The 22,635-nt window shown below is 71.7% G+C and carries 22 protein-coding genes and 2 pseudogenes; 17 read left to right on the top strand and 7 right to left on the bottom strand.

Annotated elements, in window-relative coordinates; translation table 11 throughout:
- Positions 1-9 precede the first annotated feature (9 nt).
- Entirely contained in the window at positions 10-828 is an 819-nt protein-coding gene (locus ACZ45Z_RS22695; protein ID WP_468365421.1) for a hypothetical protein, read from the bottom strand.
- Positions 829-886: 58 nt separating this feature from the next.
- On the bottom strand, positions 887-1,936 hold the full coding sequence (locus ACZ45Z_RS22690) for a YihY/virulence factor BrkB family protein (protein WP_468365222.1): 1,050 nt from the start codon (positions 1,934-1,936) through the stop codon (positions 887-889).
- Between the two features lie 18 nt (positions 1,937-1,954).
- Between ACZ45Z_RS22690 and ACZ45Z_RS22685 the strand changes: the two genes are divergently transcribed.
- A complete protein-coding gene (locus tag ACZ45Z_RS22685; RefSeq protein WP_468365220.1) occupies positions 1,955-3,598 on the top strand; it encodes an acyl-CoA dehydrogenase family protein in 1,644 nt (547 codons plus the stop codon).
- A 157-nt stretch (positions 3,599-3,755) separates the two neighbouring features.
- Here ACZ45Z_RS22685 and ACZ45Z_RS22680 read toward each other — a convergent pair whose 3' ends face one another.
- Positions 3,756-4,172 carry a hypothetical protein gene (locus tag ACZ45Z_RS22680; RefSeq protein ID WP_468365218.1) on the bottom strand — a complete coding sequence of 139 codons (417 nt, stop codon included), beginning with the start codon at positions 4,170-4,172 and terminating at the stop codon, positions 3,756-3,758.
- Between the two features lie 265 nt (positions 4,173-4,437).
- Between ACZ45Z_RS22680 and ACZ45Z_RS22675 the strand changes: the two genes are divergently transcribed.
- The 15 genes and pseudogenes from ACZ45Z_RS22675 (at position 4,438) to ACZ45Z_RS22605 (ending at position 17,444) form a co-directional block, all read left to right on the top strand.
- Positions 4,438-5,739 (top strand): helix-turn-helix domain-containing protein, encoded by a 1,302-nt coding sequence (locus ACZ45Z_RS22675; protein ID WP_468365215.1) that lies wholly within the window; start codon positions 4,438-4,440, stop codon positions 5,737-5,739.
- 12 nt (positions 5,740-5,751) lie between these two features.
- Positions 5,752-6,025 (top strand): annotated as a pseudogene (locus tag ACZ45Z_RS22670) (LLM class flavin-dependent oxidoreductase); the annotation flags it as partial.
- A 194-nt stretch (positions 6,026-6,219) separates the two neighbouring features.
- A complete protein-coding gene (locus ACZ45Z_RS22665) occupies positions 6,220-6,891 on the top strand; it encodes a class F sortase (RefSeq protein WP_468365213.1) in 672 nt (223 codons plus the stop codon).
- A 65-nt stretch (positions 6,892-6,956) separates the two neighbouring features.
- On the top strand, positions 6,957-7,565 hold the full coding sequence (locus ACZ45Z_RS22660; RefSeq protein WP_468365210.1) for a GNAT family N-acetyltransferase: 609 nt from the start codon (positions 6,957-6,959) through the stop codon (positions 7,563-7,565).
- Positions 7,566-7,657: 92 nt separating this feature from the next.
- On the top strand, positions 7,658-7,741 hold the full coding sequence (locus ACZ45Z_RS22655) for a putative leader peptide (protein WP_350257049.1): 84 nt from the start codon (positions 7,658-7,660) through the stop codon (positions 7,739-7,741).
- Between the two features lie 218 nt (positions 7,742-7,959).
- Positions 7,960-9,687: a nitrite/sulfite reductase gene (locus tag ACZ45Z_RS22650; RefSeq protein ID WP_468365208.1), complete on the top strand. Its 1,728-nt coding sequence runs from the start codon at positions 7,960-7,962 to the stop codon at positions 9,685-9,687.
- A complete protein-coding gene (locus tag ACZ45Z_RS22645) occupies positions 9,684-9,884 on the top strand; it encodes a hypothetical protein (protein WP_468365205.1) in 201 nt (66 codons plus the stop codon). Before ACZ45Z_RS22650 ends, ACZ45Z_RS22645 begins: the two co-directional genes overlap by 4 nt.
- Positions 9,881-10,570, top strand: coding sequence for a phosphoadenylyl-sulfate reductase (locus tag ACZ45Z_RS22640; protein WP_468365203.1), 690 nt, complete (start codon positions 9,881-9,883; stop codon positions 10,568-10,570). The genes ACZ45Z_RS22645 and ACZ45Z_RS22640 overlap by 4 nt, the downstream gene beginning before the upstream one ends.
- 68 nt (positions 10,571-10,638) lie before the next feature.
- Complete coding sequence (cysC, locus tag ACZ45Z_RS22635; protein WP_468365417.1) at positions 10,639-11,172, top strand: adenylyl-sulfate kinase; 534 nt, start codon at positions 10,639-10,641, stop codon at positions 11,170-11,172.
- A 91-nt stretch (positions 11,173-11,263) separates the two neighbouring features.
- Entirely contained in the window at positions 11,264-12,208 is a 945-nt protein-coding gene (cysD, locus tag ACZ45Z_RS22630; RefSeq protein WP_468365200.1) for a sulfate adenylyltransferase subunit CysD, read from the top strand.
- Between the two features lie 2 nt (positions 12,209-12,210).
- A complete protein-coding gene (locus ACZ45Z_RS22625; protein WP_468365198.1) occupies positions 12,211-13,554 on the top strand; it encodes a sulfate adenylyltransferase subunit 1 in 1,344 nt (447 codons plus the stop codon).
- Between the two features lie 213 nt (positions 13,555-13,767).
- Positions 13,768-14,877, top strand: a complete 1,110-nt coding sequence (locus tag ACZ45Z_RS22620; RefSeq protein WP_468365195.1) for an aliphatic sulfonate ABC transporter substrate-binding protein — start codon at positions 13,768-13,770, stop codon at positions 14,875-14,877.
- A 43-nt stretch (positions 14,878-14,920) separates the two neighbouring features.
- The gene (locus ACZ45Z_RS22615) at positions 14,921-15,748 is read left to right on the top strand and encodes an ABC transporter ATP-binding protein (RefSeq protein ID WP_468365193.1); all 828 of its coding nucleotides are present in this window, start codon (positions 14,921-14,923) and stop codon (positions 15,746-15,748) included.
- Entirely contained in the window at positions 15,735-16,670 is a 936-nt protein-coding gene (locus ACZ45Z_RS22610) for an ABC transporter permease (RefSeq protein ID WP_468365190.1), read from the top strand. Before ACZ45Z_RS22615 ends, ACZ45Z_RS22610 begins: the two co-directional genes overlap by 14 nt.
- Before the next feature lie 3 nt (positions 16,671-16,673).
- Positions 16,674-17,444, top strand: coding sequence for a sirohydrochlorin chelatase (locus tag ACZ45Z_RS22605; protein ID WP_468365187.1), 771 nt, complete (start codon positions 16,674-16,676; stop codon positions 17,442-17,444).
- Positions 17,445-17,463: 19 nt separating this feature from the next.
- Here ACZ45Z_RS22605 and ACZ45Z_RS22600 read toward each other — a convergent pair whose 3' ends face one another.
- From ACZ45Z_RS22600 to ACZ45Z_RS22590, 3 genes and pseudogenes are all read right to left on the bottom strand, one after another.
- Complete coding sequence (locus tag ACZ45Z_RS22600; RefSeq protein ID WP_468365184.1) at positions 17,464-18,552, bottom strand: glycosyltransferase family 2 protein; 1,089 nt, start codon at positions 18,550-18,552, stop codon at positions 17,464-17,466.
- A 676-nt stretch (positions 18,553-19,228) separates the two neighbouring features.
- A pseudogene (locus ACZ45Z_RS22595) lies at positions 19,229-19,456 on the bottom strand (chaplin); the annotation flags it as partial.
- A 395-nt stretch (positions 19,457-19,851) separates the two neighbouring features.
- The gene (locus ACZ45Z_RS22590) at positions 19,852-20,034 is read right to left on the bottom strand and encodes a hypothetical protein (RefSeq protein WP_468365182.1); all 183 of its coding nucleotides are present in this window, start codon (positions 20,032-20,034) and stop codon (positions 19,852-19,854) included.
- Between the two features lie 816 nt (positions 20,035-20,850).
- Between ACZ45Z_RS22590 and ACZ45Z_RS22585 the strand changes: the two genes are divergently transcribed.
- Positions 20,851-21,135, top strand: coding sequence for a hypothetical protein (locus ACZ45Z_RS22585; protein ID WP_468365179.1), 285 nt, complete (start codon positions 20,851-20,853; stop codon positions 21,133-21,135).
- A 1,041-nt stretch (positions 21,136-22,176) separates the two neighbouring features.
- Here ACZ45Z_RS22585 and ACZ45Z_RS22580 read toward each other — a convergent pair.
- Positions 22,177-22,524, bottom strand: coding sequence for a hypothetical protein (locus ACZ45Z_RS22580; protein WP_468365176.1), 348 nt, complete (start codon positions 22,522-22,524; stop codon positions 22,177-22,179).
- Between the last annotated feature and the right edge of the window lie 111 nt (positions 22,525-22,635).

Here is a 22,635-nt window from a genome sequence, read left to right as displayed (position 1 = left end):
GGCGCGCGCTCACCAGCCCGTATACAGCAGGTGATCGACGGTGAGCGCGAGCGCCGCCTGAGCGGTCGGCCAGTGGCGCCGCGCGCCGGTGGGCAGCGACGCGGTGGCGGCCAGCAGCCAGACGGCGAAGGGCAGCCAGACGCGTTCGGTCTCCGCCTTGCTCATCCCGGAGAGGTCGGCGACGAGCAGGGCGGCGAGCACGGCCGACACCAGGACGACCAGCCGGCCGGCCGCGTCCCCCGGCGGCGCGCCGGACGGACGCGAGCGCCGCAGGACGGCGGGAACCGCCACGAGGACGCGGCGCAGACCGGCCACCGAGGCGAGCCCGGTGATGATCTCGGTGCAGGCAAGATTGGCCCCTACCCGGTAGGCGCACGGGCGGACCGCCGCCGCGCCCTGGTAGTAGCGCTCGACCAGCAGGTGGTACCCCTCCCACCAGCGGAAACCCGCCAGGGTGAAGACGGCGGCGACGATCGCCGCGCCCGCCAGGAGGTGGGGCAGGGGGCGCGCGGTGCGGATGAGCAGCAAGATCGCGGCGCCGGGCAGGGCCATCAGGGTCAGGCCGTAGGAGACGTAGTCGGGGGCGTCCGCGAAGTCCTTGCCCAGGCCCACCATCGCCGCCTGGTGGCAGAGGGCGTCCACGCCCGTCAGGGCCGCGTCGACGGCCGCCCGGTCGCGGACGTCGGCGACGTGGCGGCGCACCCCGGCGCGCGGGGGCGGCGGGGTGCGGTGGGCCGAGGGCAGCAGGGCGTCGAGGACGACGGGTTCGTGCCCGCGGGCGGCGGGCGGGTCAGCGACCGGCCCGGCGCCCTCCCGCCGTACGAGCACGGCCCGCTCGCGCCGGGCCGCCGGCGCGCCGAACCGCGCGGAGGAACCGCGCACCCCCTCACGCGGGCTTCGCCCTGCCGCCCTCCCCGCTCTCCCCGCCCTCCCCGCCCTCCCCGCTCTCCCCGCTCTCCCCGCCACCGTCGCCGTCGCGCGCCGCGGCCCGCCGCTCCTTCTCCGCCCGCCCCGCGGCCGTGGCGACCGACGGCCACACCCGGTCCAGCGCGGCGTTCATCGCGGCCCCCACCAGCACGGCGAAGGCCGACACCCCGGTCCACAACAACACCGCGACCGGCGCGGCCAACGAGCCGTAGATGGTGGGTCCTTCGACCGTCTCGGTGAGGTAGATGCGCAGCAGGAAGCTGCCGAGCAGCCACATCCCGAGCGCCACCACCGCCCCCGGGATGTCCTCCCGCCAGGGCGAACGGACCGGCACGGACACGTGGTAGAGCGTGGTGAGGAAGGCGACCGAGAGGATCAGGACCACCGGCCAGTACAGCGCCCGGATGATGTCCTCGCTGGCCGGCAGCCAACTGACGACCGTGTCCGGGCCGGCGACCATCAGCGGCAGCGCGACGGCACCGACGACGAGCGCGGCGAGGTAGAGCACGAACGCCAGCAACCGCGTCTTGACGATGCCGCGCCGGCCGTCGAGCCCGTACATGATCGTGATGGTGTCGACGAAGACGTTCAGCGCCCGGGAGCCGGACCACAGGGCGATGGCGAAGCCCAGCGAGACGACGTCCGGGCGGCCGCCGGTGAACACGTCGTCCAGCAGCGGCCGGGCGATCTGGTTCACGCCCTTGTCGGACAGGACGGTGCCGGAGGCGGTGAGGATGTTCTGCCGGATGGTGTCGATGGTGTCGTGGCCGATCCACGGCTCCACATAGCCGAGGAGCCCGATGAGCCCGAGCAGCAGCGGCGGCAGCGACAGCAGGCAGAAGAACGCGGCTTCGGCGGCCAGGCCGGTGACGCGGTACTCCATGCAGGAGTTGACGATGTCCTTGAGCAGCAGCCACGCCAGCCGGCGTTTGGAGACGTTGCGGTAGAGGACCCTGGCCCTGGTCAAACGGCCCGCGGGCCGGCGGGGAGGTTCGTTCGGCGGCTGCACGTCCTTACCGTATCTGCCATGGCAGCCACCACTCACACGGTCACGAACCAGCCCCCGCCGCTGGTCGGATACGACGTCTTCGCCTCCGACGCGGCCCTCACCGAGGGCATCACCCGGTATGTCGCCGAGGACCGCCTCGATGAGGTACGGGGGGAATTGAGCGGCCTGGGGCAGGCGGCCGGCTCGGCGCAGGCCCAGCGCTGGGGCGAACAGGCCAACGACCACCCCCCGCGGTTGCGTACCCATGACCGCTACGGTCACCGCGTCGACGAGGTGGAGTTCCACCCGGCCTGGCACCGGCTGCTGGGGCACGCCGTCGGCGCCGGGCTGACCGGCGCCTGGACGCGGCCCGACGGCCACGTCCGGCGCACCGCCGGGTTCCTGGTGTGGACGCAGGTCGACGCCGGGCACGGCTGCCCGCTGTCGATGACCCACGCGGCGGTCCCGGCGCTGCGGGCCGATCCCGCGCTCGCGGCCGAGTGGGAGCCGCGGCTGACGTCACCGGTCTACGACCAGGAGTTGCTGCCGGCCGCCGGCAAGCCGGGCGCGCTGGCCGGTATGGCGATGACGGAGAAGCAGGGCGGCAGCGACGTACGGAGCAACACCACGCGGGCCGAGCCGCTGGCCGCGGCCGGGGAGTACCTCCTGACCGGCCACAAGTGGTTCTGTTCGGCGCCGATGTCGGACGTCTTCCTGGTGCTGGCCCAGGCGCCGGGCGGGCTCACCTGCTTCCTGCTGCCGCGGGTGCTGCCGGACGGCACCCGCAACCCCTTCCTCCTCCAGCGCCTGAAGGACAAGCTCGGCAACCGCTCGAACGCCTCGGCGGAGGTCGAGTTCGACGGGCGGACCTGGGCGCGCCGGGTGGGCGAGGAGGGACGCGGGGTGGCGACGATCATCGAGATGGTGGCGGCGACCCGGCTGGACTGCGTCACCGGCGCGGCGGCGGTGATGCGACAGGCGGTGGCGCAGGCGGTGCACCACACCGCCCACCGGTCGGCGTTCGGCGGGCCGTTGATCGACAAGCCGCTGATGCGCAACGTGCTGGCGGATCTGGCGCTGGAGTCGGAGGCGGCGACGACGCTCGCGCTGCGGCTGGCGGCGGCCTACGACAGCGGCGGCGAGCAGGACCGTCACTTTCTGCGGCTGGCGGTCCCGGCCGCCAAGTACTGGGTGACCAAGCGGTGCGCGCCGGTGGCGGCGGAGGCGCTGGAGTGCCTGGGCGGCAACGGTTACGTGGAGGAGTCGGGGATGCCGCGGCTGCTGCGCGAGGCGCCGCTGAACTCGATCTGGGAAGGCTCGGGGAACGTCCAGGCGCTGGACGCGCTGCGGGCCCTGCGCCGTGAACCCGCCGCGCTGAACGCCTTCTTGACCGAGATCGGCGCGGCGCGGGGCGCGGACCACCGGCTGGATCGCGCGATCAAGGGGCTGCTGACCGAACTGGCCGACCTGGAGGGGGTCGAGGCGCGGGCGCGTCGGGTGGTGGAGCGGATGGCGCTGGTGCTCCAGGGTTCGCTCCTGGTGCGGTACGCGCCGCCGGAGGTCGCGGACGCGTTCTGCGCCTCCCGGCTCGGCGGCGACGCGGGCGCCGCGTTCGGGACGCTGCCGCATACCCTGGATCTCGCGGCGATCGTGGCGCGGGCGCGGCCGGCCGTGGAGCGTTGAGTACGGCCCGGCGGGCGGGAAGCACGGCCCGGCGGGCGGGAAGCGACGCGGCGCGGCGGCGGTCTCCCCGTCCCCGCAAGGGGACGGGGGGCACGGGGGTTCCACCGCCGCACCGGTCAGGAAGCGGTGCCGCGCCGACTCGGCACCGCTTCCGGTCTCAGGGCCACCCCGGCGGGTCCGCCGCGGTGCGTCCGCGTACCGCGGCTTCGACGGCCACGATGATGTCGTCGTCGGGCACGTCCGGCCGGAAGCCGACCAGTGACCCGCGGGCTTCGAAGTAGCGGATGACGCGCGAGGTGTCCGGCCGGTCGCCCCGGCCCGCCTCGCGCAGGTACACCACCAGGTCGGCGCAGGCCCGTGCGGGCAGCAGACCGCCGACGCCCGCCACCCGGTCGAGCAACTGGGGCGCGCCGTCGATCACATAGCCCTCGGCGGGCAGCGGCCGGCGCTTGACGAGCACATCGACGGCGGGCAGCCGGGGGACGCCGTAGTGAGCGGCCAGCCGGGCGGCGCGGGCGATGCGCAGGCCCTCGTGCGCTCCGATCACCACGACGCGCGGAGCGCTGGCCACCATGGTGTGCTCCCCCTCCCGCGCCGTGCCGACGAACCACGCGGCCGACGTAATCCCCGGCGGACAACCAGCGGCATCCCCGACGGGTGACCGGCGAAAACCTCTGGCGACGCGAAGCCGTCGGCCACTCGCACCAGGGTCCCCGTGCGCGTCATAGGCCACAACGGTTGCAGTTCGTTGCAGTGATCTGTGCAATGGCCCTTCCACGACGCCCGGGTGACGGCACCATGGGCACGGCCCAGGCCACCAGCGCGCAACGGGGAGCAGCGTGAATCACAGACCGATCGACAGCGCCGTCTGGTCGGCCCAGGACATCCGCGAGACCGCACGCCGCCTCGCCTCGGTCCGCGAGGCCGCGCTCTCGGGTGCCTCGCCGCTCGGCCCACCGCTGGAAGCGCCCCGCCCGGTCATCGGCGAATCCTGGCTGCGGGCGCTGGGATCGGGTGTGGACCCCGAGCGGGACCACCACCAACGCCTGTTGTCGGTGGCCGAGTTGGAGCACCGGCGGCAGAAGTCGCAACTGGCGCCGGTGCTTCCGGTCCTGCACGACGGTCTCCTCGCGGCGGCCGACGCCGCGCAGCAGATCATGGTCGTCACCGACGCCGAGGGCCGGTTGCTGTGGCGGGAGGGCTGCGCGCCGGTCCGGCGGATGGCCGACCGGCTGGGCTTCGACAAGGGCGCCGACTGGCGCGAGGACGTCGTCGGCACCAACGCCATCGGGACGGCGCTGGTGGCGCGGCGGCCGGTGCTGGTGCACTCCGCCGAGCATTTCGTGCGCAGCCACCACACGTGGACGTGTGCCGCGGCGCCGCTGCACGATCCGCGCGACGGGCGGCTGCTGGGCACGGTGGACATCAGCGGCCCGGCGCACACCTTCCACCCCACGACGCTGTCCCTGGTCTCCGCCGTCGCCCGGCTCGCGGAGGGCGAGCTGCGCGGCCGCCACCACGCCTCGTTGGAGCGGTTACGGTCGAGCGCGGCGCCGGTGCTGGCCCGGATCGGCGGGCGGGCGCTGGCCGTCGACGCCAACGGCTGGGTCGCGGGCGTCACCGGCATGACCGCGCCGGACCGGGTGGCACTGCCCAAGGCTCCCGAGGCCGGGCCGCTGTGGCTGCCGCGGTACGGCATGTGCACGCTGGAGCCGCTGCCCGGTGGCTGGCTCGTCCGCGTCGGCCGGCAGGACCCGGCCGCCCGCCCCGGCCGGGTGGTACTGGACGTCAGCGGCACCGGTGGCGCGACGGTCACCGTCAGCGGGCCGGCCGGTAGTTGGTCGCACGAGCTGACCCCGCGCCACGCCGAGCTGCTGTTCGTCCTCGCCGCACACCCCCAGGGCCGCAGCGCCGCCGAACTCGCCCAGGACCTGTTCGGCGACGGCGGTCGTACGGTCACGGTGCGCGCCGAGCTGTCGCGGCTGCGCCACCATCTCGCGGGGGTGCTCGCGCACCGGCCGTACCGCTTCGCGGACGGGTTGGATGTGGAGCTGCGGCTGCCGGCGCAGCCGGCGCGGCTGCTGCCGCACTCGTCGGCGCCCGCGGTGGCGGCGGCGCGGCGGGCGTGGCGCGCCGGGTGAGACGGGGCGGGTGAGACGGGGCCGATCGGCCCCGCGCCCGCCCGGCCCGGCGGTCCCGAGGTGCTCTTCGGCGGCTTCGGCCCCGCCGCGGTGGAACACGTCGCCCGGTGGGGTGACGGCTTCCTCGGCGCCGCCCTGCCGTCCCACCTGATGGACGACCTGTTCCGTGATGTGGAGGCCGCCCGCGCCTGCCGGCCCGGACGAGGTGATGCTCTACTGCTGGGCACCCGATCCCGACCAGGTCGACCGGCTCGCCGACGCGGTGTTCGGCGGGGACGGCGCCTGAAGTCCGCCGGGTGCCGGTCCGCGTGCCCGCCGGCGGGCGGGCCGCCACCCGTTCGGCCGGCTGCTGTCGCCGCCGCCCCCGCCCGCGCCTAGCGTGCCGACCGGGACGTGTACGCCGGGACCCTGTCAGCGCGGACCTGTACGCGGGGGACCCGCATGGCCGGGGCGGGCCCGTACGGGCACAGGAGGAGAGCGATGAGCCTGCCGCTCGCGCCGGAGGAGCCGGACACCGAGGCGGCCATCAGGCGGCGCGACCGGTGGGGCGTGATCGCGCTCGTCGCACTCACCGGGATCGCCCTCGTGCGCGGCGGACTGTCCGACGAGGCCGGCGGGCCGCCGCAGCCCGGCCCCGCCGCCGCGCCCCTCTCCCCCGCGGGCGCCCGCCCCGCCGCCACCGGCCCACCCCCGCTGCCCCGGTCCGCCGCCACCCGGGTGGTGATCCCGTCGCTGGCGGTGTCCGCCCCGGTGATCGCGCTGGGCCTGGACGAGGACGGGCGGGTCGCCGCCCCGCCGGCCGCGGATCCCCGCCTGGCGGGCTGGTACGAGGGCGCGCCGGCCCCGGGTGAGAACGGCACCGCCGTGATCGTCGGGCACGTCGACAATTTCAGCGGCCCGGCGGTCTTCTACCGCCTGGGCGCCCTGCGGGAGGGCAGCACGGTACGGGTGACCCGCGAGGACGGGCGGACGGCGGTGTTCGAGGTCTACGCGGTGCGGGTCCACGACCGGGACCGCTCCCCCGCCGAGCGGGTCTACGACCCGACGGATCACCCCGAGGTCCGCCTCGTGACCCGCGGCGGCGGCTATTCCACGCCGGCCGGCCGCCGGGGCGACGTGGTGGTCTTCGCCCGCATGACCGCGGTCGCCTGACAAGACCCGCGTCTCACCCACCGAGCCGGACGCGGGCCGGAAAACGCGTGTGATGTGCTGACCCCATGAGCCTCACGGTCACCACCTGGTACCTCGAACAGACCTCGGCCGCCGATCTGCCGCCCGTCGGGGGCCCGCCCGCCGAACAGGGTGTCCGTATCGTCAGGTCCGAGGTGCCCTCGCCCGAGTTCAGCCGCTTCCTCTATACGGCGGTCGGCGGGGACGTCCGGTGGACCGACCGGCTGGGCTGGTCGTACGCGCGGTGGGCGCGCTACCTCGGGCGGCCGGGGGTGGAGACGTGGGTGGCGTACGAGCGCGGTACGCCCGCCGGCTTCATCGAGCTGGACGCGCAGCCGGAGGGGGTCGTGGAGATCGCCTACTTCGGGCTGCTGCCGGCCTTCCGAGGACGCCGGATCGGCGGACACCTGCTCGCCCACGGGACGGCGCGCGCCTGGGACCTGGCCGAGCGGTGGCCGGAGCGGGCGCCGACCCGCCGGGTCTGGGTGCACACGTGCAGCGAGGACGGCCCGCACGCGCGGGCGAACTACGAGCGGCGCGGCTTCCGGGTGTACGACACCACGGTGACCGAGGAGCCGGAGGTGGCGACTCCCGGCCCCTGGCCCGGCGCGGGACCCCGTACGCCCGACGGGCCGGTATTCCCGCCCGAAAAGTGACGGACACCACACCATCTCATCTTGTGAGACTTTCTTGTCCAAATTCTGGACGTTGGTGGACTGGCCCAAGAGCGTCGTGACACGCTTCCGTCATGTCTAGAGCTGGAATTGCCTTGGTGAGTCGGCGGCACGTCGACCTCGGCCGCATGTCCAGCGCCATCTGTCGAGCGGGCTGACGCTGCGCTGACCAGGGGCCTTCGGGCCTCCGGCCGCACCGCCGGCACGCCGTACACCCCACGCCGTCCCCATCGCCGCGGACGTGCGACACCCCCGACCCCAAGGGCACCCCGACGCGTCCCCACGCGCCGCGCTTCGGTATGTCCGCGCAGGTCACAGTGGGTGGCACCCCCCGCCCAGTCCGGACCCTTTGAGTCGCCCAGAAGGACGTACACCCATGGCCGCCGACACCCCCGAACTCCCCCAGCGTCAGGCCGGGGGCGCCCCCGCCGCCGCGGACACACCCCGCCGCAAGGCCGGGCGCCACCGCGGTGAGGGCCAATGGGCCGTTGGTCACTTCACGCCCCTCAACGGCAACGAGCAGTTCAAGAAGGACGATGACGGTCTCAATGTGCGGACACGCATTGAGACGATCTACTCCAAGGCCGGTTTCGACTCCATCGACCCCAACGACCTGCGCGGCCGGATGCGTTGGTGGGGCCTCTACACCCAGCGCAAGCCCGGGATCGACGGCGGCAAGACCGCGATCCTGGAGCCGGAGGAGCTGGACGACGAGTTCTTCATGCTGCGGGTCCGCATCGACGGCGGACGGCTGACCACCGAGCAACTGCGGGTCATCGGGGAGATCTCGCAGGAGTTCGCGCGCGGCACCGCCGACATCACCGACCGGCAGAACGTCCAGTACCACTGGATCCGGATCGAGGACGTGCCGGAGATCTGGCGGCGCCTGGAGGCCGTCGGTCTGTCGACCACCGAGGCGTGCGGTGACACCCCCCGCGTCATCCTCGGCTCGCCCGTCGCCGGCATCGCCGAGAACGAGATCATCGACGGCACCCCGGTCATCGAGGAGATCCACCGCCGGATCGTCGGCAACCCCGCGTTCTCCAACCTGCCGCGCAAGTTCAAGTCCGCGGTCTCCGGTTCGCCGCTGCTGGACGTCGCGCACGAGATCAACGACATCTCGTTCGTCGGCGTCGAGCACCCCGAGCACGGTCCGGGCTTCGACGTCTGGGTCGGCGGCGGCCTGTCCACCAACCCCAAGCTCGGGGTCCGGCTGGGTGTCTGGGTCTCCGCCGAGGAGGCCCCCGATGTCCACGAGGGCGTCATCTCCATCTTCCGCGACTACGGCTACCGCCGGCTGCGCACCCGCGCCCGCCTGAAGTTCCTGGTCGCCGACTGGGGCCCGGCCAAGTTCCGCCAGGTGCTGGAGGACGAGTACCTCGGGCGCAAGCTGACCGACGGTCCCGCCCCGGCGCAGCCCGACCAGCAGTGGCGCGACCACGTCGGCGTGCACAAGCAGAAGGACGGCCGCTTCTACGTCGGCTTCGCGCCGCGCGTCGGCCGGGTGGACGGCGCGACCCTCACCAAGATCGCCGAACTGGCCGCCGACCACGGCTCGGGCCGGCTGCGGACCACCGCCGAGCAGAAGATGATCGTGCTCGACGTCGAGGAGTCGCGGGTGGACTCCCTGGTCTCCGGACTGGAGGCGCTGGACCTGCGGGTCACGCCGTCCCCGTTCCGGCGCGGCACGATGGCCTGCACCGGCATCGAGTTCTGCAAGCTGGCGATCGTCGAGACCAAGGGCCGCGGCTCGTCCCTCATCGACGAACTGGAGCGCCGCCTGCCCGAGTTCGAAGAGCCCGTCACCATCAACCTCAACGGCTGCCCGAACGCCTGCGCCCGTATCCAGGTCGCGGACATCGGTCTCAAGGGGCAGCTCGTCCTGGACGCCGACGGCAACCAGGTCGAGGGCTACCAGGTGCACCTGGGCGGCGCGCTCGGCCTGGAGGCGGGCTTCGGCCGCAAGGTCCGCGGCCTGAAGGTGACGGCCGACGAACTCCCCGACTACGTCGAGCGGGTGCTGCGCAACTTCCAGGAGCAGCGCACCGACGGCGAGCGGTTCGCCCAGTGGGCGGCCCGCGCGGAAGAGGGTGCGCTGAAATGAGCGAGCGAGCGGCCCCGTTCTACTGCCCGTACTGCGGTGACGAGGACCTGCGGCCCTCCGAGGAGGGCTCGGTCCGCGGCGAGGGCGCGGCGTGGGAGTGCCGGGCGTGCAGCCGCGCGTTCCGGCTGAAGTTCCTCGGCCTGCTCTCCCCGGGCCTGTCCCCCGCCGTTTCACCGTCCGATGGAGGTGTCTCGTGACCACTGCCACCGATCTTCCGCAGCTCGCCGAGCGCGCCGGCCGCGACCTGGAGGACGCGTCCGCGCTCGACATCCTCAAGTGGGCCGCCGAGACCTTCGGCCCGCGCTTTTGCGTCACCTCCTCCATGGAGGACGCGGTCGTCGCCCATCTGGCCTCGCGGGTCGTGCCCGGCGTGGACGTGGTCTTCCTCGACACCGGCTACCACTTCCCCGAGACCCTCGGGACCCGCGACGCGGTGGCGGAGGTGATGGACGTCAACGTCATCACCCTCACCCCACGTCAGACGGTGGCCGAGCAGGACGCCGAGTACGGTCCCAGGCTGCACGACCGGGACCCGGACCTGTGCTGCGCGCTACGCAAGGTCAAGCCCCTCGAAGACGGCCTGGCCGGCTACGACGCGTGGGCGACCGGGCTGCGCCGGGACGAGTCGCCGACCCGGGCCGACACCCCGGTCGTCGGCTGGGACGCCAAGCGCCGGAAGGTCAAGATCTCGCCGATCGCCCGCTGGACGCAGGCCGACGTGGACGCCTACGTCGCCGAGCACGGCGTGCTGACCAACCCGCTGCTGACCGACGGTTACGCCTCCGTCGGCTGCGCGCCCTGCACCCGCCGGGTGCTGGCGGGCGAGGACGCGCGGGCCGGCCGCTGGGCCGGCAGCAGCAAGACCGAGTGCGGGCTGCACTGATGGCGAAGCTCGCGGGCCCTCGTGGCGAACGGATCGATCAGGATTTCGCGGATGTTCAGGAGAAGCCGATGACGGGCGCCACGGTGTGGCTGACCGGACTGCCCAGCGCGGGCAAGACCACCATCGCGTACGCCCTCGCCGAGCGGCTGCGCGGCGAGGGCCGCCGGGTCGAGGTGCTGGACGGTGACGAGATCCGCGAGTTCCTCTCCGCCGGCCTCGGCTTCGACCGCGCCGACCGGCACACCAACGTCCAGCGGATCGGCTTCGTCGCCGAGCTGCTGGCCAGCCACGGTGTCACCGCGCTGGTGCCGGTGATCGCGCCGTACGCGGATTCCCGTGAGGCGGTGCGCAAGCGGCACCAGGCCGAGGGCAGCGCCTACCTGGAGGTGCATGTCGCCACGCCCGTCGAGGTGTGCTCGGAGCGCGATGTGAAGGGGCTGTACGCCAAGCAGGCGGCCGGCGAGCTCTCCGGCCTGACCGGCGTGGACGACCCCTACGAAGAGCCCGAATCGCCCGACCTGCGCATCGAGTCGCACACCCAGACCGTGCAGGAGTCCGCGGCGGCGCTCTACGCGCTGCTCGCCGAGCGGGGCCTGCTGTGAGCGCCGCGCGCTCGGCGGCCCGTCCGCAGACCACCGTGATAGCCGCACCTCCGCGCCGCGTCGGCGCCGAGGCGAAGGAAAGGGACACAGCATGACGACCGTCGGTGCCGTGACCGAGAACGCCGGAAGCGCGGCGAACCCGTACGCGCTGTCGCACCTGGACGCCCTGGAATCCGAGGCGGTGCACATCTTCCGCGAGGTGGCGGGCGAGTTCGAGCGGCCGGTGATCCTCTTCTCCGGCGGCAAGGACTCCATCGTCATGCTGCACCTGGCGCTGAAGGCGTTCGCGCCGGCCGCGGTGCCCTTCTCGCTGCTGCACGTCGACACCGGGCACAACTTCCCCGAGGTCCTCGACTACCGCGACCGCACGGTGGAGCGGCACGGGCTGCGGCTGCACGTCGCGTCCGTCCAGGACTTCATCGACCGCGGTGAGCTGCGCGAGCGGCCCGACGGCACCCGTAACCCGCTGCAGACCGTCCCGCTGCTGGACGCCATCGACAAGAACCGCTTCGACGCGGTCTTCGGCGGCGGGCGCCGGGACGAGGAGAAGGCGCGCGCCAAGGAGCGGGTCTTCTCGCTGCGTGACGAGTTCGGCGGCTGGGATCCGCGCCGGCAGCGGCCCGAGCTGTGGCAGCTCTACAACGGCAAGCACTCACCGGGCGAGCACGTGCGTGTCTTCCCGCTGTCCAACTGGACCGAGCTGGACGTGTGGCAGTACATCGCCCGCGAGAAGATCGAACTGCCCGCCATCTACTACGCCCACGAGCGCGAGGTCTTCGCCCGCAGCGGGATGTGGCTGGCCCCCGGTGAATGGGGCGGCCCCAAGGACGGCGAGAGCCTGGAGGTCCGGCAGGTGCGCTACCGCACCGTCGGCGACATGTCCTGCACCGGTGCCGTCGACTCCGACGCCGACACCATCGAGGCCGTCATCGCGGAGATCGCCGCCTCCCGGCTCACCGAGCGGGGCGCGACGCGGGCCGACGACAAGATGTCCGAGGCCGCCATGGAGGACCGCAAGCGCGAGGGGTACTTCTAACCATGAGCACGATCAACGCCATTGACGCGGGCGCCACCTCTCTGCTGCGTTTCGCCACCGCCGGATCCGTCGACGACGGCAAGTCGACGCTGGTCGGACGGCTGCTGCACGACTCCAAGTCGGTGCTCGCCGACCAGTTGGAGGCCGTCGAGCACGCCTCCCGCAACCGCGGGCAGGAGACGCCGGACCTGGCGCTGCTGACCGACGGGCTGCGCGCCGAGCGCGAGCAGGGCATCACCATCGACGTGGCCTACCGCTACTTCGCCACTCCGCGGCGCCGCTTCATCCTCGCCGACACCCCCGGGCACGTGCAGTACACCCGCAACATGGTCACCGGCGCCTCCACCGCCGAACTGGCCGTGGTGCTGGTCGACGCCCGCAACGGCGTGGTGGAGCAGACCCGCCGGCACGCCGCGGTCGCCGCCCTGCTGCGCGTCCCGCACGTCGTCCTGGCCGTCAACAAGATGGACCTCGTCGACTACGCCGAGCCCGTCTTCGCGGCCATCGCCGAGGAGTTCACGACCTACGCCGCCTCGCTGGGCGTCCCGGAGATCACCGCCATCCCGATCTCCGCGCTGGCCGGCGACAACGTCGTGACGCCGTCCGCCCACATGGACTGGTACGGCGGCCCGACCGTGCTGGAGCACCTGGAGACCGTGCCCGTCGTCGCCGACCCCTCGGACGACCCCGGCCGTTTCCCCGTCCAGTACGTCATCCGCCCGCAGACCGCCGAACACCCCGACTACCGCGGCTACGCCGGGCAGATCGCCTCCGGTGTGCTGCGCGTCGGCGACGCCGTCACCGTCCTGCCCTCGGGCCGGACGAGCACGATCGAGGCCATCGACGCGCTCGGCCAGGCCGTGGACGTGGCCTGGGCGCCGCAGTCGGTGACCGTCCGGCTGGCCGACGACCTCGACATCTCACGCGGTGACCTGATCGCCCCGACCGCCTCGGTGCCGGCCACCTCGCAGGACCTGGAGGCGACCATCTGCCATGTGGCGGACCGTCCGCTGAAGGTCGGCGACCGGGTGCTGCTCAAGCACACCACCCGCACGGTGAAGGCGATCGTCAAGGACATCCCGTCGCGACTGACGCTGGACGATCTCTCCCAGCACCCGGCACCCGGCGAACTCGTCGCCAACGACATCGGCCGGATCGTGCTGCGCACCGCCGAGCCGCTGGCCCTGGACGCCTACGCCGACTCCCGCCGTACCGGCTCCTTCCTGCTGATCGATCCGGCGGACGGGACGACGCTGACCGCCGGCATGGCCGGTACCGCCTTCGCGGAGGCGGCCGCGGACGCCGCGCCTGCGGCCGGGGCGGACGACGCGGAATGGGACTTCTGATCATGCCCAAAGACGTGTTCTCGACCTTCGCCATAGAGGGCGGCCGCATCGGCAGCGGCACCCTGGGCAGCGGGCAGGGCGGAGTCGGCCGATGTGTGTGCTGACGATGCCTGACTCCGTACCCCCCACGCCCCGTTTGCGAAGACCCACCGATCCGCCGGGCGCGCCTTAGAGAGGCGCGTACTGCCCCGGCCCTCCGAGAGGACCCCTCCCGTGTCTTTCGTTCGCCACCGCCTTCTGGCGGCCGCCGCCACCGTCCCGCTGCTGATAGGGGCGCTCGGCGCCTGCGGCTACGGCTCCGAGACCAAGAAGGACACCGCGGCTTCGGTGGTCCCCAAGGGTCCGAAGACCGACGGGCTCGACACCGTACGGATCGGGTTCTTCGGCAACAGCACCCACGCCACGCCGCTGGTCGGCATCCAAAAGGGCCTGTTCCAGAAGGAACTGGGCGGCACGACGCTCAGCCCCTCCGTCTTCAACGCGGGCCCCGCCGAGATCGAGGCGCTGAACTCCGGTGCCATCGACATCGGCTGGATCGGCCCCTCCCCCGCGATCAACGGCTACGTCAAGTCGCACGGCACCAGCCTGAAGATCATCTCGGGTTCGGCGTCCGGCGGTGTCTCGCTCGTGGTCAACCCCAAGAAGATCAAGAGCCTGGCCGACCTCAAGGGCAAGACGATCGCGACGCCCCAGTTGGGCAACACCCAGGACGTGGCGCTGCTGAACTTCCTGGCCGGGAAGGGCTACAAGGTCGACGCCACCACCGGCCAGGGTGACGTCACTGTCCAGCGCACCGACAACAAGGTGACGCCGACCGTCTTCCAGCAGGGCGGCATCGACGGGGCGTGGGTCCCCGAGCCCACCGCTTCCAAGCTCGTCGCCGAGGGCGGCAAGACGCTCCTGGACGAGAAGTCGCTGTGGAAGGACGGCAAGTTCGTCATCACGAACATGATCGTCTCGCAGAAGTTCCTCAAGGAGCACCCCAAGGCCGTCGAGGCGGTGCTTCGCGGCTCGGTGAAGACCAACGAGTGGATCAGGTCGCACCCGGCCCAGGCCAAGCAGGCGCTCAACGACAAGCTCGCCGATCCCACGATCGCCGGCAAGGCCCTGCCCACCGACGTCATCGACCCGGCGTTCAAGAACGTCGACCTCACCGATGACCCGCTGGCCGCGACCCTCCAGCAGGAGGCGGACCACGCCGTCAAGGCCGGCCTGCTGAAGGACCCCGACCTCAAGGGCATCTACGACCTCACGCTGCTGAACAAGGTGCTCAAGTCCGAGGGCAAGCCGCCGGTCGACGACGCCGGCCTCGGCCGCAACTAGCCCCCGCTCCCGCCGCACCGCAGTCCCCCAGGAGGTGACACCGATGACGACCACCACGCTCGCCAAGCAGCCCGCCACGGCACACACGGACGAGTCCGTCCCGTACGCCGCTCGCATCGACCATGTCTCGAAGTCGTTCGGCCGCCCCGGCGCGCAGCAGCACGTGCTGGACGACATCAGCATCGATGTCGCACCGGGCGAATTCGTCTGCCTCCTGGGGGCCTCGGGCTGCGGCAAGTCCACCCTCCTCAATCTCGTCGCCGGTCTCGACGCGCCCTCCGCCGGCACGATCGAGACGCCCGGCGGCCGGCCCGCCCTGATGTTCCAGGAACACGCGCTGTTCCCGTGGCTGACCGCGGGCCGCAACATCGAACTGGCGCTGCGGCTGCGCGGCGTGCCCCGCGCGGAGCGCCGCGGCGAGGCCGAGCGGCTGCTCGAACTCGTCCGGCTGGGCGGCGCGTACGGAAAGCGGGTGCACGAGCTGTCCGGCGGCATGCGCCAGCGGGTCGCGATGGCCCGCGCCCTGGCCCAGGACAGCCAGTTGCTGCTGATGGACGAGCCGTTCGCCGCGCTCGACGCCATCACCCGCGATGTCCTGCACGACGAGCTGACCCGCATCTGGCGGGCCGCGAACGACGACGGCTCGGGCGCGGGCGGCCTGTCGGTCCTCTTCGTCACCCACAACGTGCGCGAGGCCGTGCGGCTGGCCGAGCGGGTGATCCTGCTGTCCTCCCGCCCGGGCCGGATCGCCCGCGAGTGGCAGGTGGACATCCCGCAGCCGCGCCGCATCGAGGATGCCGCGGTCGCCGACCTTTCCGTCGAGATCACCGAACAGTTGCGTGGGGAGATCCGCCGCCATGGCCAGCACTGAGACCAAGGCCCAGCCCTCCGGCGGGCCCGCCGACGACCCGGCCACCACCGCGGCCGGCGACTCCTCCAACGACCTCGCCGGTCTGGAGGCCGGGCTGGACGCCCTGGAGTCCACGGTCGTCCACCGCCAGCCCTGGCTGCGCACCCTCGCATCGAAAACGTTCCCTCCTGTCATCGCCATCGCGATCGTGCTGGGCCTGTGGCAGCTCGCCTACCACTTCGAGCTCAAGGCCCACCACCTGCTGCCGAGCCCCGGCGAGGTCGCCCGGTCCCTCCAGGACAAGTGGCTCGAGGGGACCCTGCTGAGCTTCGTGTGGACGAGCGTCTCGCGCGGCGCCCTGGGCTTCTTGGCCTCGGTCGTGCTCGGCACGGCTCTCGGGCTGATCGTCGCCCGGGTCAAGGTCGTACGGGCCGCGATCGGGCCGATCCTGAGCGGCCTGCAGTCCCTGCCCTCGGTGGCGTGGGTCCCGGCGGCGATCATCTGGTTCGGTCTGAGCGACGCCACGATCTACGCCGTCGTGCTGCTCGGCGCCGTGCCGTCCATCGCCAACGGACTGGTCGCGGGCGTCGACCAGATCTCTCCTCTCTACTTGCGGGCGGGCCGCACCCTCGGTGCGAAGGGACTCGCGGGCGTGCGGCACGTACTGCTGCCGGCCGCCCTGCCCGGTTACATCGCCGGGCTCAAGCAGGGCTGGGCGTTCTCCTGGCGCTCCCTGATGGCCGCCGAACTCATCGTCAACGCCCCCAACCTGGGCACCGGCCTGGGCCAGTTGCTGGAGCAGGGCCGGGAGATCCAGGACATGTCCTGGGTGCTGGCCGCGATCCTCCTCATCCTCATCGTCGGTATCGGTATCGAGTTGCTGATCTTCGCCCCGATCGAGCGGCGGGTGCTGCGCAGCCGTGGCCTGCTGGTGAAGAGCTGACCCATGGACACCCGTCCCACGCTCCTCGTCATAGCCCACGGCAGCCGTGACCCGCGGCACGCGGCGACCGTCTCCGCGCTCTGCGCGCGGGTGCGGGCGCTGCGTCCCGGGCTGCGCGTCGAGGTCGGCTACCTGGACTTCAACGCGCCGGCCGTGCCCCGCGTGCTGGAGCGCCTGTCGGCCGAGGGCGTACGGGATGTCGTGGCGCTGCCGCTCCTCCTCACTCGTGCCTTTCACGCGAAGTCCGACATCCCGGCGGCGCTGCGGGAGGCCGCGACGCGGCTGCCGCTGCTGACCGTCCACCGGGCCGACGTGCTCGGACCTTCCACCCTGCTGACCGCCGCCCTGGAGCGGCGGCTGGCGGAGGCCGGGCTGCGGCCCGGCGACCGCCGCTCGACCGGGGTCGTCCTGGCCTCGGCGGGCTCCTCAGACCCGGAGGCGATCGCAGTGATCGCTGAAACCGCGCGGGAGTGGCGGCGCACCGCTGGTTGGTGTGCCGTGCGGCCTGCGTTCGCCTCCGCATCCCTTCCCCGCACGGCGGACGCCGTGCGGGCACTGCGGGCCGAGGGCGTCGACCGGGTGGCCGTCGCCCCCTACGTCATCGCGCCCGGCTTCCTCCCGGACCGCATCGCCGCCGGGGCCCGCGAGGCCGGCGCCGACATCCTCGCGTCCGTGCTCGGCCCCGCCCCCGAGCTGGCTCACCTCCTGCTGCGGCGCTACGACGGGTCGGTGCGGGCCCGCGACCACCGGACCGCACCGGCACTGGTCGCCTGACAGGACCGCGCGCCGCACTTCACCCGGCCGCCGCGAGGGCCGGGCGCCCCGGCGCGTCGGCCCGGCCTTTCTCGTAGACCGTGAGCCCCCGCGCCAGGTGGAGCGGCACCAGCAACAACTCCACCACCAGCGCTTTCCACGCGTAGACGAGATTGACGGCCTTGGTGGCATAGACGCACGGGATGTTCAAGAGCACGCCCGCGAGCGGTAGTCGGCGGCGGCGGGCGGCATAGATCAGTGGTGGCGTCGTCAGGAGCAGCTCGGCACCGGCCCACCAGGCGAACCCAGCCTGCAGCGACTGATCCGTCGTGGCCGCCACGACAAAGGGCGTGGCCCACCACAGTGGCGCGGTGAGGATCTCGAAGAGCGCGAGCAGCACCCAGAGCGCCAGCAGGGGTTTGCGCACGAGCAGCGTCCCGAGGTGGAGGCGGACGTTCTGGCAGAAGCCCGCCATCCAGCGCCAGACCTGTTTACGCAGGTAGGTGAGCTCTTCCGGATCGGCGGCCAGGGCCACCGCATCGGGGACGTAGACCGCGCGTCTGCCCGCGATCTGCTGCGACCATGTGTAGTCCATGTCCTCGACGATGGTCCGCTCCGGAAATCCGCCGAAGGCGACGAGGTCGTCCCGCCGGAAGACGGAGCAGCATCCCGAGCACACCATGGGGCTGTTGGCGCGGGCCTGGATGGGCCGGTGCCAGTGGAAGCCGAAGAGATACTCGGTTGACCGACCGCGCTCCCAGAGTGTGCGGGTATGGCGGGTGCGGACCGTGCCCGCCGCGATGGCGACGCGGGGGTCGTCGAAGACCGGGACGACCGTTTCGATGTAGTCCGGCGCGAGGACGGTGTCGGCGTCAACGGCCAGTACGAGGTCGCTGGTGCAATGCGGCAGCGCGTAATTCTGGGCCTTCGCCTTGCTGCCGAGATTACGCGGCGGGCGGAGGACGGTGACGCCGTGTAAGGCCGCCACCTCGCCGGTGCGGTCGGTGGACGCGTCGTCCACGACCAGCACGCGGTCAGGCGGAACCGTTTGCCGCGCGAGCGATTCCAGAGTGGCCGGCAGCCCCTCCTCCTCGTTGTGAGCTGGGACGATGACGGTGACGGTGTGCATGCTGAGCTCCCCCTGTCCTGCGGATGGCGCCGGCCACGACGACGGTCAGGCCGATCACGCCGTAGACGATGGTGCTGATGCCGATGAACGGCAGTCCTCCGTGCATGTCACCGACCGTAGCGGGACGGGCCGTTGCATGGTTACGGAGGCAGCCTCCTGTGGATAACTCCGGCCGGAGGGGCCTCCCAGAACCGGAAAGGCCCGGGCCAGAAGGCCCGGGCCTTTCGATCAAGCCGGTCGAGGAACTCGACCTCACCACCTGCCCGGCACGATGCGCCAATTGCTCGCCCAGTTGGGCACCTTGGACCCCACCACCGGAAACCGATCTCCACACTCACACGCGGCCGAGCGGTTTCCCCAGCCCGGGCAGCCGTTGCTCCCTACATCACGTTCAGTAGCGGGCCGCAGCGCGACGGCCCCGGCGGTAGAGCAGGGTGCCACCCGCCAAGAGCCCGACGCTGGCCGCGATCGCCAGGCCGGTCTCCTTCCCACCGGTCTCCGCCAGTTGGGGCCGAACAGGAGCCGCGGCGTGACGGTGGTTCATCACGGTCTTGTGCGCGACAACCGGAGCGGCCGGCGAACGGTGGTGGGTCGACGGCTTGTAGTGCTGCCGCTGCGGCTTGTGCTCCTTCACTTTCTGGTGGTGGGGCCGCGCCTGGGGCTTCGGCTTGTCCTTGTTGTCGCAGTCGTTGCCGAAGGCGGGGTTGAGCGCTCCGATCCCATCCACCGTGTTGCCGCACACGTTGACCGGGATGTGGACGGGCACCTGGACCACATTGCCGGACAGGACGCCGGGAGAGCCGACGGCGGCCCCCTGGGCATCGGCGTCGGCAACGGACGTGCCCGCGCCCGCGAGCAGCAGGCCGCCGGTGGCAACCGAAGCGGCGATGACCTTTTTGATCACGTGACTCCTCCTTGAAAATGCGGTCACATCCACGGACCGCACAAGCCACAACGAGCCTGGAGGAGGAAAGCTCTGAATCCGGCATTTCGATCACTCTTTCAGCTTGGATATGTATGCTTACTGGGCTGAGGAGTGACGCTAAATCCGTTTTTACGGAGAGATGTTTCCCACGATAATCAGGCCGGACCAAGTCGATGAGGAACGCCGCCTCGACGGTCCCAACTCCCCCGCCCCCAGGCGCGACCGCCGGACGCGTCGTCACGCGTACAACTCCGCACGCAAGCCTCGACGCCTTCGCCAACACCCTCCCGCAGGACACCCTGACCTCGTGGCCTCGCGGCCTCGTGACCTCGTGGCCGATCTCGGGTGCCCTGACCGGGATCAGGTGATCAGCCTCAACCGAGGAGCCCCTTCAACGGCAGCCGGCCGACGTGCAGAGGACCGACGTCGGAGCCGGCCTGCACCGGAGCGCCGAGGAATCCGGCGATGCCGGTGTCGGGCGTATCGGCGTGGGCGGGGACGGAGAGGGCTCCGGTAAGGGCGAGGGCTCCCAGAAGGGTGACAAGTACACGGCGCATAGCGGCTCCTGCTTCCTTGCGTGACGTTGGTGTCCTGCTGGCACGGGCCACCCTGCCACCCGTGCACGGCGGGCTCCGTCGGCCACGCACGGCGATCACCTGATCGCGCGATCCCAGCCCGAAGGCACTACGCGGCCCGCCTTTGCGCACCCGAACCTTCTGGCACTCCCCGCCGGGATTGGTGCGTGGGCCGCATCCCCCGACGTGAATCTCCACGCCACATAACGGGAGTTCGCCGGAATAACGGGAGTTCACCGGACTCGCAGCCCCACCGCGACCGCGCCCGGCGGGCCTTGGCTCCCGCCCGCCCACTCCCCCGTATCTACGGCCTCTGCGGCCGGCGCGAACAAGGCGGCCGCTGATCGAGGCTTCTCGGGGAAGTCCGGTCCCTACGCCCGGTCCCTACATGCCCGATCCCGACATACCTGATCCCGGGCATATCCGCCCCGGCAACTCTGCCCCGAGCCAACACCCCGTTCCTCCCCTGTCCGAAGCGCAATCCGCAGGCAGCGCAGGCGCCGCTCGACAACATGTGGGCCTCACGAGACCCGCTCAAGTGCGGCAGAGCAAATAAATCGGTGCCATGCGGCCGAACAAGTCGGTGCATGCGGCCGAACAGGTGAAGCGCTACGCGGCGGCGGCGCTTGTTTTCGCCTGCCGACGCCCTGAACTGCCCAAAAACGGGGCAAATATCAAATCCTCCATAGTACTACCCGGCGCGTCGGCGGGCGACCGGAGGAGAAATTCTCATATCCTCTCTAACAGTACGAAGTCGGTACATCACAGACTTCATCCGCTCAATCCACCGGAGAAGAAATGCGCAAGCTTCACAAGGCTGTTGCCGTGGCCGCCTTCCTCGGCAGCGTCAGCATCCTCGGCGCCGGCACCGCCTCCGCCGACGGCGGGCCGGGCGGCGCCCGGTTCGACATCAAGCAGAGCAACTCCTGCACCTCGCACGACACCAACCTCGACATCCTCGGCGAGGTCGGGATCGCGAACGGCCTGGGCGGCAACCTGCTCAACGGCGAGGGCTCGCCTGGTCAGCAGACCACGCACCTCGGTTCGAACATGGGCTGCAACAACGACGCCTTCGGCAAGTAACGGAATCGGTTCCGGCGTCCGAGCCTCAGGCCGGGCGCCGGAACCCCCTTCATGAACCCCTGGATTGCGGCCCGGACATCCGTCCGGGCCGCAATCTGCATGTGGTGAGTGCTGGCCAACGGGAGTACGACCAAGGCCGACAGGGGTTCCTCGGACCGCCATCCTCATCAGAGCGGGGAGGCGTGTAATCCGGTGCTGACCGAGGACGTTCCGGGGCGACATCGGCCACACAGATACCCAGCCCCCCTGTCACTCATACCGCGCACTGCTCCTGGGGAACGCCCCGCGTGATGCTCACCCGTCACCCGTCGCCCCTCACCCAGGGAGCGCCGCGCCAAGCCGACGCGTCCCCTTGCGCGAACCTCGGTCCTGCCCGTCCCTCGTACGTGCCACTCAGACGGCAAGGGGCAGTTCCCCGGGGCCGGTTCATGCGCAGGGCATGTCCACCCGAAGGAAGGAACCCAAGGGGGCGATGTTGCCGCCGGACAGGGCCCAGCTCTCGTCCGATGCCGGCCCGGCCCCGTTGCCGTCAGACCCGACGACAACCGCCGCCGATGTCATACCCGTTGAGATTCCCTCCCCGCACCGCGCAGGCATCCGAGGGAGGACGGCAGCCAGACCCGCCTCCCCCAACCCCCGCCCACGAAAAATGGCCCGTTGTGCCTACCGTGCGAGCCCCCGGCGTTCGTTGGTCAACTGGTGCGAGACAGCAGGGCCTTCGGCACGCCGAGCCAGTCGGGCGGAGGTGCAGGTAAGTCACAACGGGCCGTCCCCGCACCATATGGGCGGGCAGGCGTAGTGCCGTTGGTGGTACGCGGCGGGCGGAGGCCGGCCGGTACGGGGCGTGCGCGGTCGCAGGTCAGGCACTCTCACTGGCGTGGCGGCCGGCAAAGAATCCTGGCCGGAGCCGCCGTCCACCAAATCCCCACGGAGCCGTACAGCGCTACACCGCTACGTCGGTCCAGCGGGACGACGGTACAGCCGCACAACCGAAGAGCCGGGCTCAGGATCGACCCGGCCCGGCCATGAATCGTGCGAAGTTCACCCGATGCGAGGCGGCTTGAAGCCCTTGAGCGGAGGCACCCTGTTGGAGCAGTCCATGTCAGGTCCGATCGTCGTGGTCCCCTGGTTCAGCAGGCCGGATTCGGGCCACACCGTGCGCTGCCGGGCGGTCGTCGAGCACCGCTGGCTCTGCTTGACGACCACGTGCTTGCCGTCCTTGCTGGTGTAGACCGTCTCATTCTTGTGAACGCAGGACTTGTTTCCCTGAGCCTTGTGGCTGCAGTCTCCCGTGGCGTCCGCGGCGTACGTCTGGGGAGCGACGGCGCAGGTCACGGCGAGGCCGCCCAGGAGCGCAGTGACGGCTGCGATCTTCTTCTGACTGAACATGTGCTGCATTCCTTTGTGATCGATGCCCGGGCGCCCTGCACAGCGAACCGGCCGGCGCCCGAGCCCTGAAGGATGCCGAAACCGGGTCCGGTGTCCGAGCGCGCGGCTCGG

This window comes from Streptomyces sp. NPDC031210, from assembly GCF_055570395.1.
Note: the sequence above shows the minus strand (reverse complement) of the source record. Positions and strands in the feature narration are given on the sequence as shown.

Bases quoted from the DNA above. Each gene is read 5' to 3' on its own strand.
- ACZ45Z_RS22685 (WP_468365220.1), top strand. From the start codon at position 1,955: ATGGCAGCCACCACTCACACGGTCACGAACCAGCCCCCGCCGCTGGTC.
- ACZ45Z_RS22680 (WP_468365218.1), bottom strand. From the start codon at position 4,172: ATGGTGGCCAGCGCTCCGCGCGTCGTGGTGATCGGAGCGCACGAGGGC.
- ACZ45Z_RS22665 (WP_468365213.1), top strand. From the start codon at position 6,220: ATGAGCCTGCCGCTCGCGCCGGAGGAGCCGGACACCGAGGCGGCCATC.
- ACZ45Z_RS22660 (WP_468365210.1), top strand. From the start codon at position 6,957: ATGAGCCTCACGGTCACCACCTGGTACCTCGAACAGACCTCGGCCGCC.
- ACZ45Z_RS22655 (WP_350257049.1), top strand. From the start codon at position 7,658: ATGTCTAGAGCTGGAATTGCCTTGGTGAGTCGGCGGCACGTCGACCTC.
- ACZ45Z_RS22650 (WP_468365208.1), top strand. From the start codon at position 7,960: ATGGCCGCCGACACCCCCGAACTCCCCCAGCGTCAGGCCGGGGGCGCC.
- ACZ45Z_RS22645 (WP_468365205.1), top strand. From the start codon at position 9,684: ATGAGCGAGCGAGCGGCCCCGTTCTACTGCCCGTACTGCGGTGACGAG.
- cysC (WP_468365417.1), top strand. From the start codon at position 10,639: ATGACGGGCGCCACGGTGTGGCTGACCGGACTGCCCAGCGCGGGCAAG.
- cysD (WP_468365200.1), top strand. From the start codon at position 11,264: ATGACGACCGTCGGTGCCGTGACCGAGAACGCCGGAAGCGCGGCGAAC.
- ACZ45Z_RS22625 (WP_468365198.1), top strand. From the start codon at position 12,211: ATGAGCACGATCAACGCCATTGACGCGGGCGCCACCTCTCTGCTGCGT.
- ACZ45Z_RS22615 (WP_468365193.1), top strand. From the start codon at position 14,921: ATGACGACCACCACGCTCGCCAAGCAGCCCGCCACGGCACACACGGAC.
- ACZ45Z_RS22610 (WP_468365190.1), top strand. From the start codon at position 15,735: ATGGCCAGCACTGAGACCAAGGCCCAGCCCTCCGGCGGGCCCGCCGAC.
- ACZ45Z_RS22605 (WP_468365187.1), top strand. From the start codon at position 16,674: ATGGACACCCGTCCCACGCTCCTCGTCATAGCCCACGGCAGCCGTGAC.
- ACZ45Z_RS22600 (WP_468365184.1), bottom strand. From the start codon at position 18,552: ATGCACACCGTCACCGTCATCGTCCCAGCTCACAACGAGGAGGAGGGG.
- ACZ45Z_RS22590 (WP_468365182.1), bottom strand. From the start codon at position 20,034: ATGCGCCGTGTACTTGTCACCCTTCTGGGAGCCCTCGCCCTTACCGGA.
- ACZ45Z_RS22585 (WP_468365179.1), top strand. From the start codon at position 20,851: ATGCGCAAGCTTCACAAGGCTGTTGCCGTGGCCGCCTTCCTCGGCAGC.
- ACZ45Z_RS22580 (WP_468365176.1), bottom strand. From the start codon at position 22,524: ATGTTCAGTCAGAAGAAGATCGCAGCCGTCACTGCGCTCCTGGGCGGC.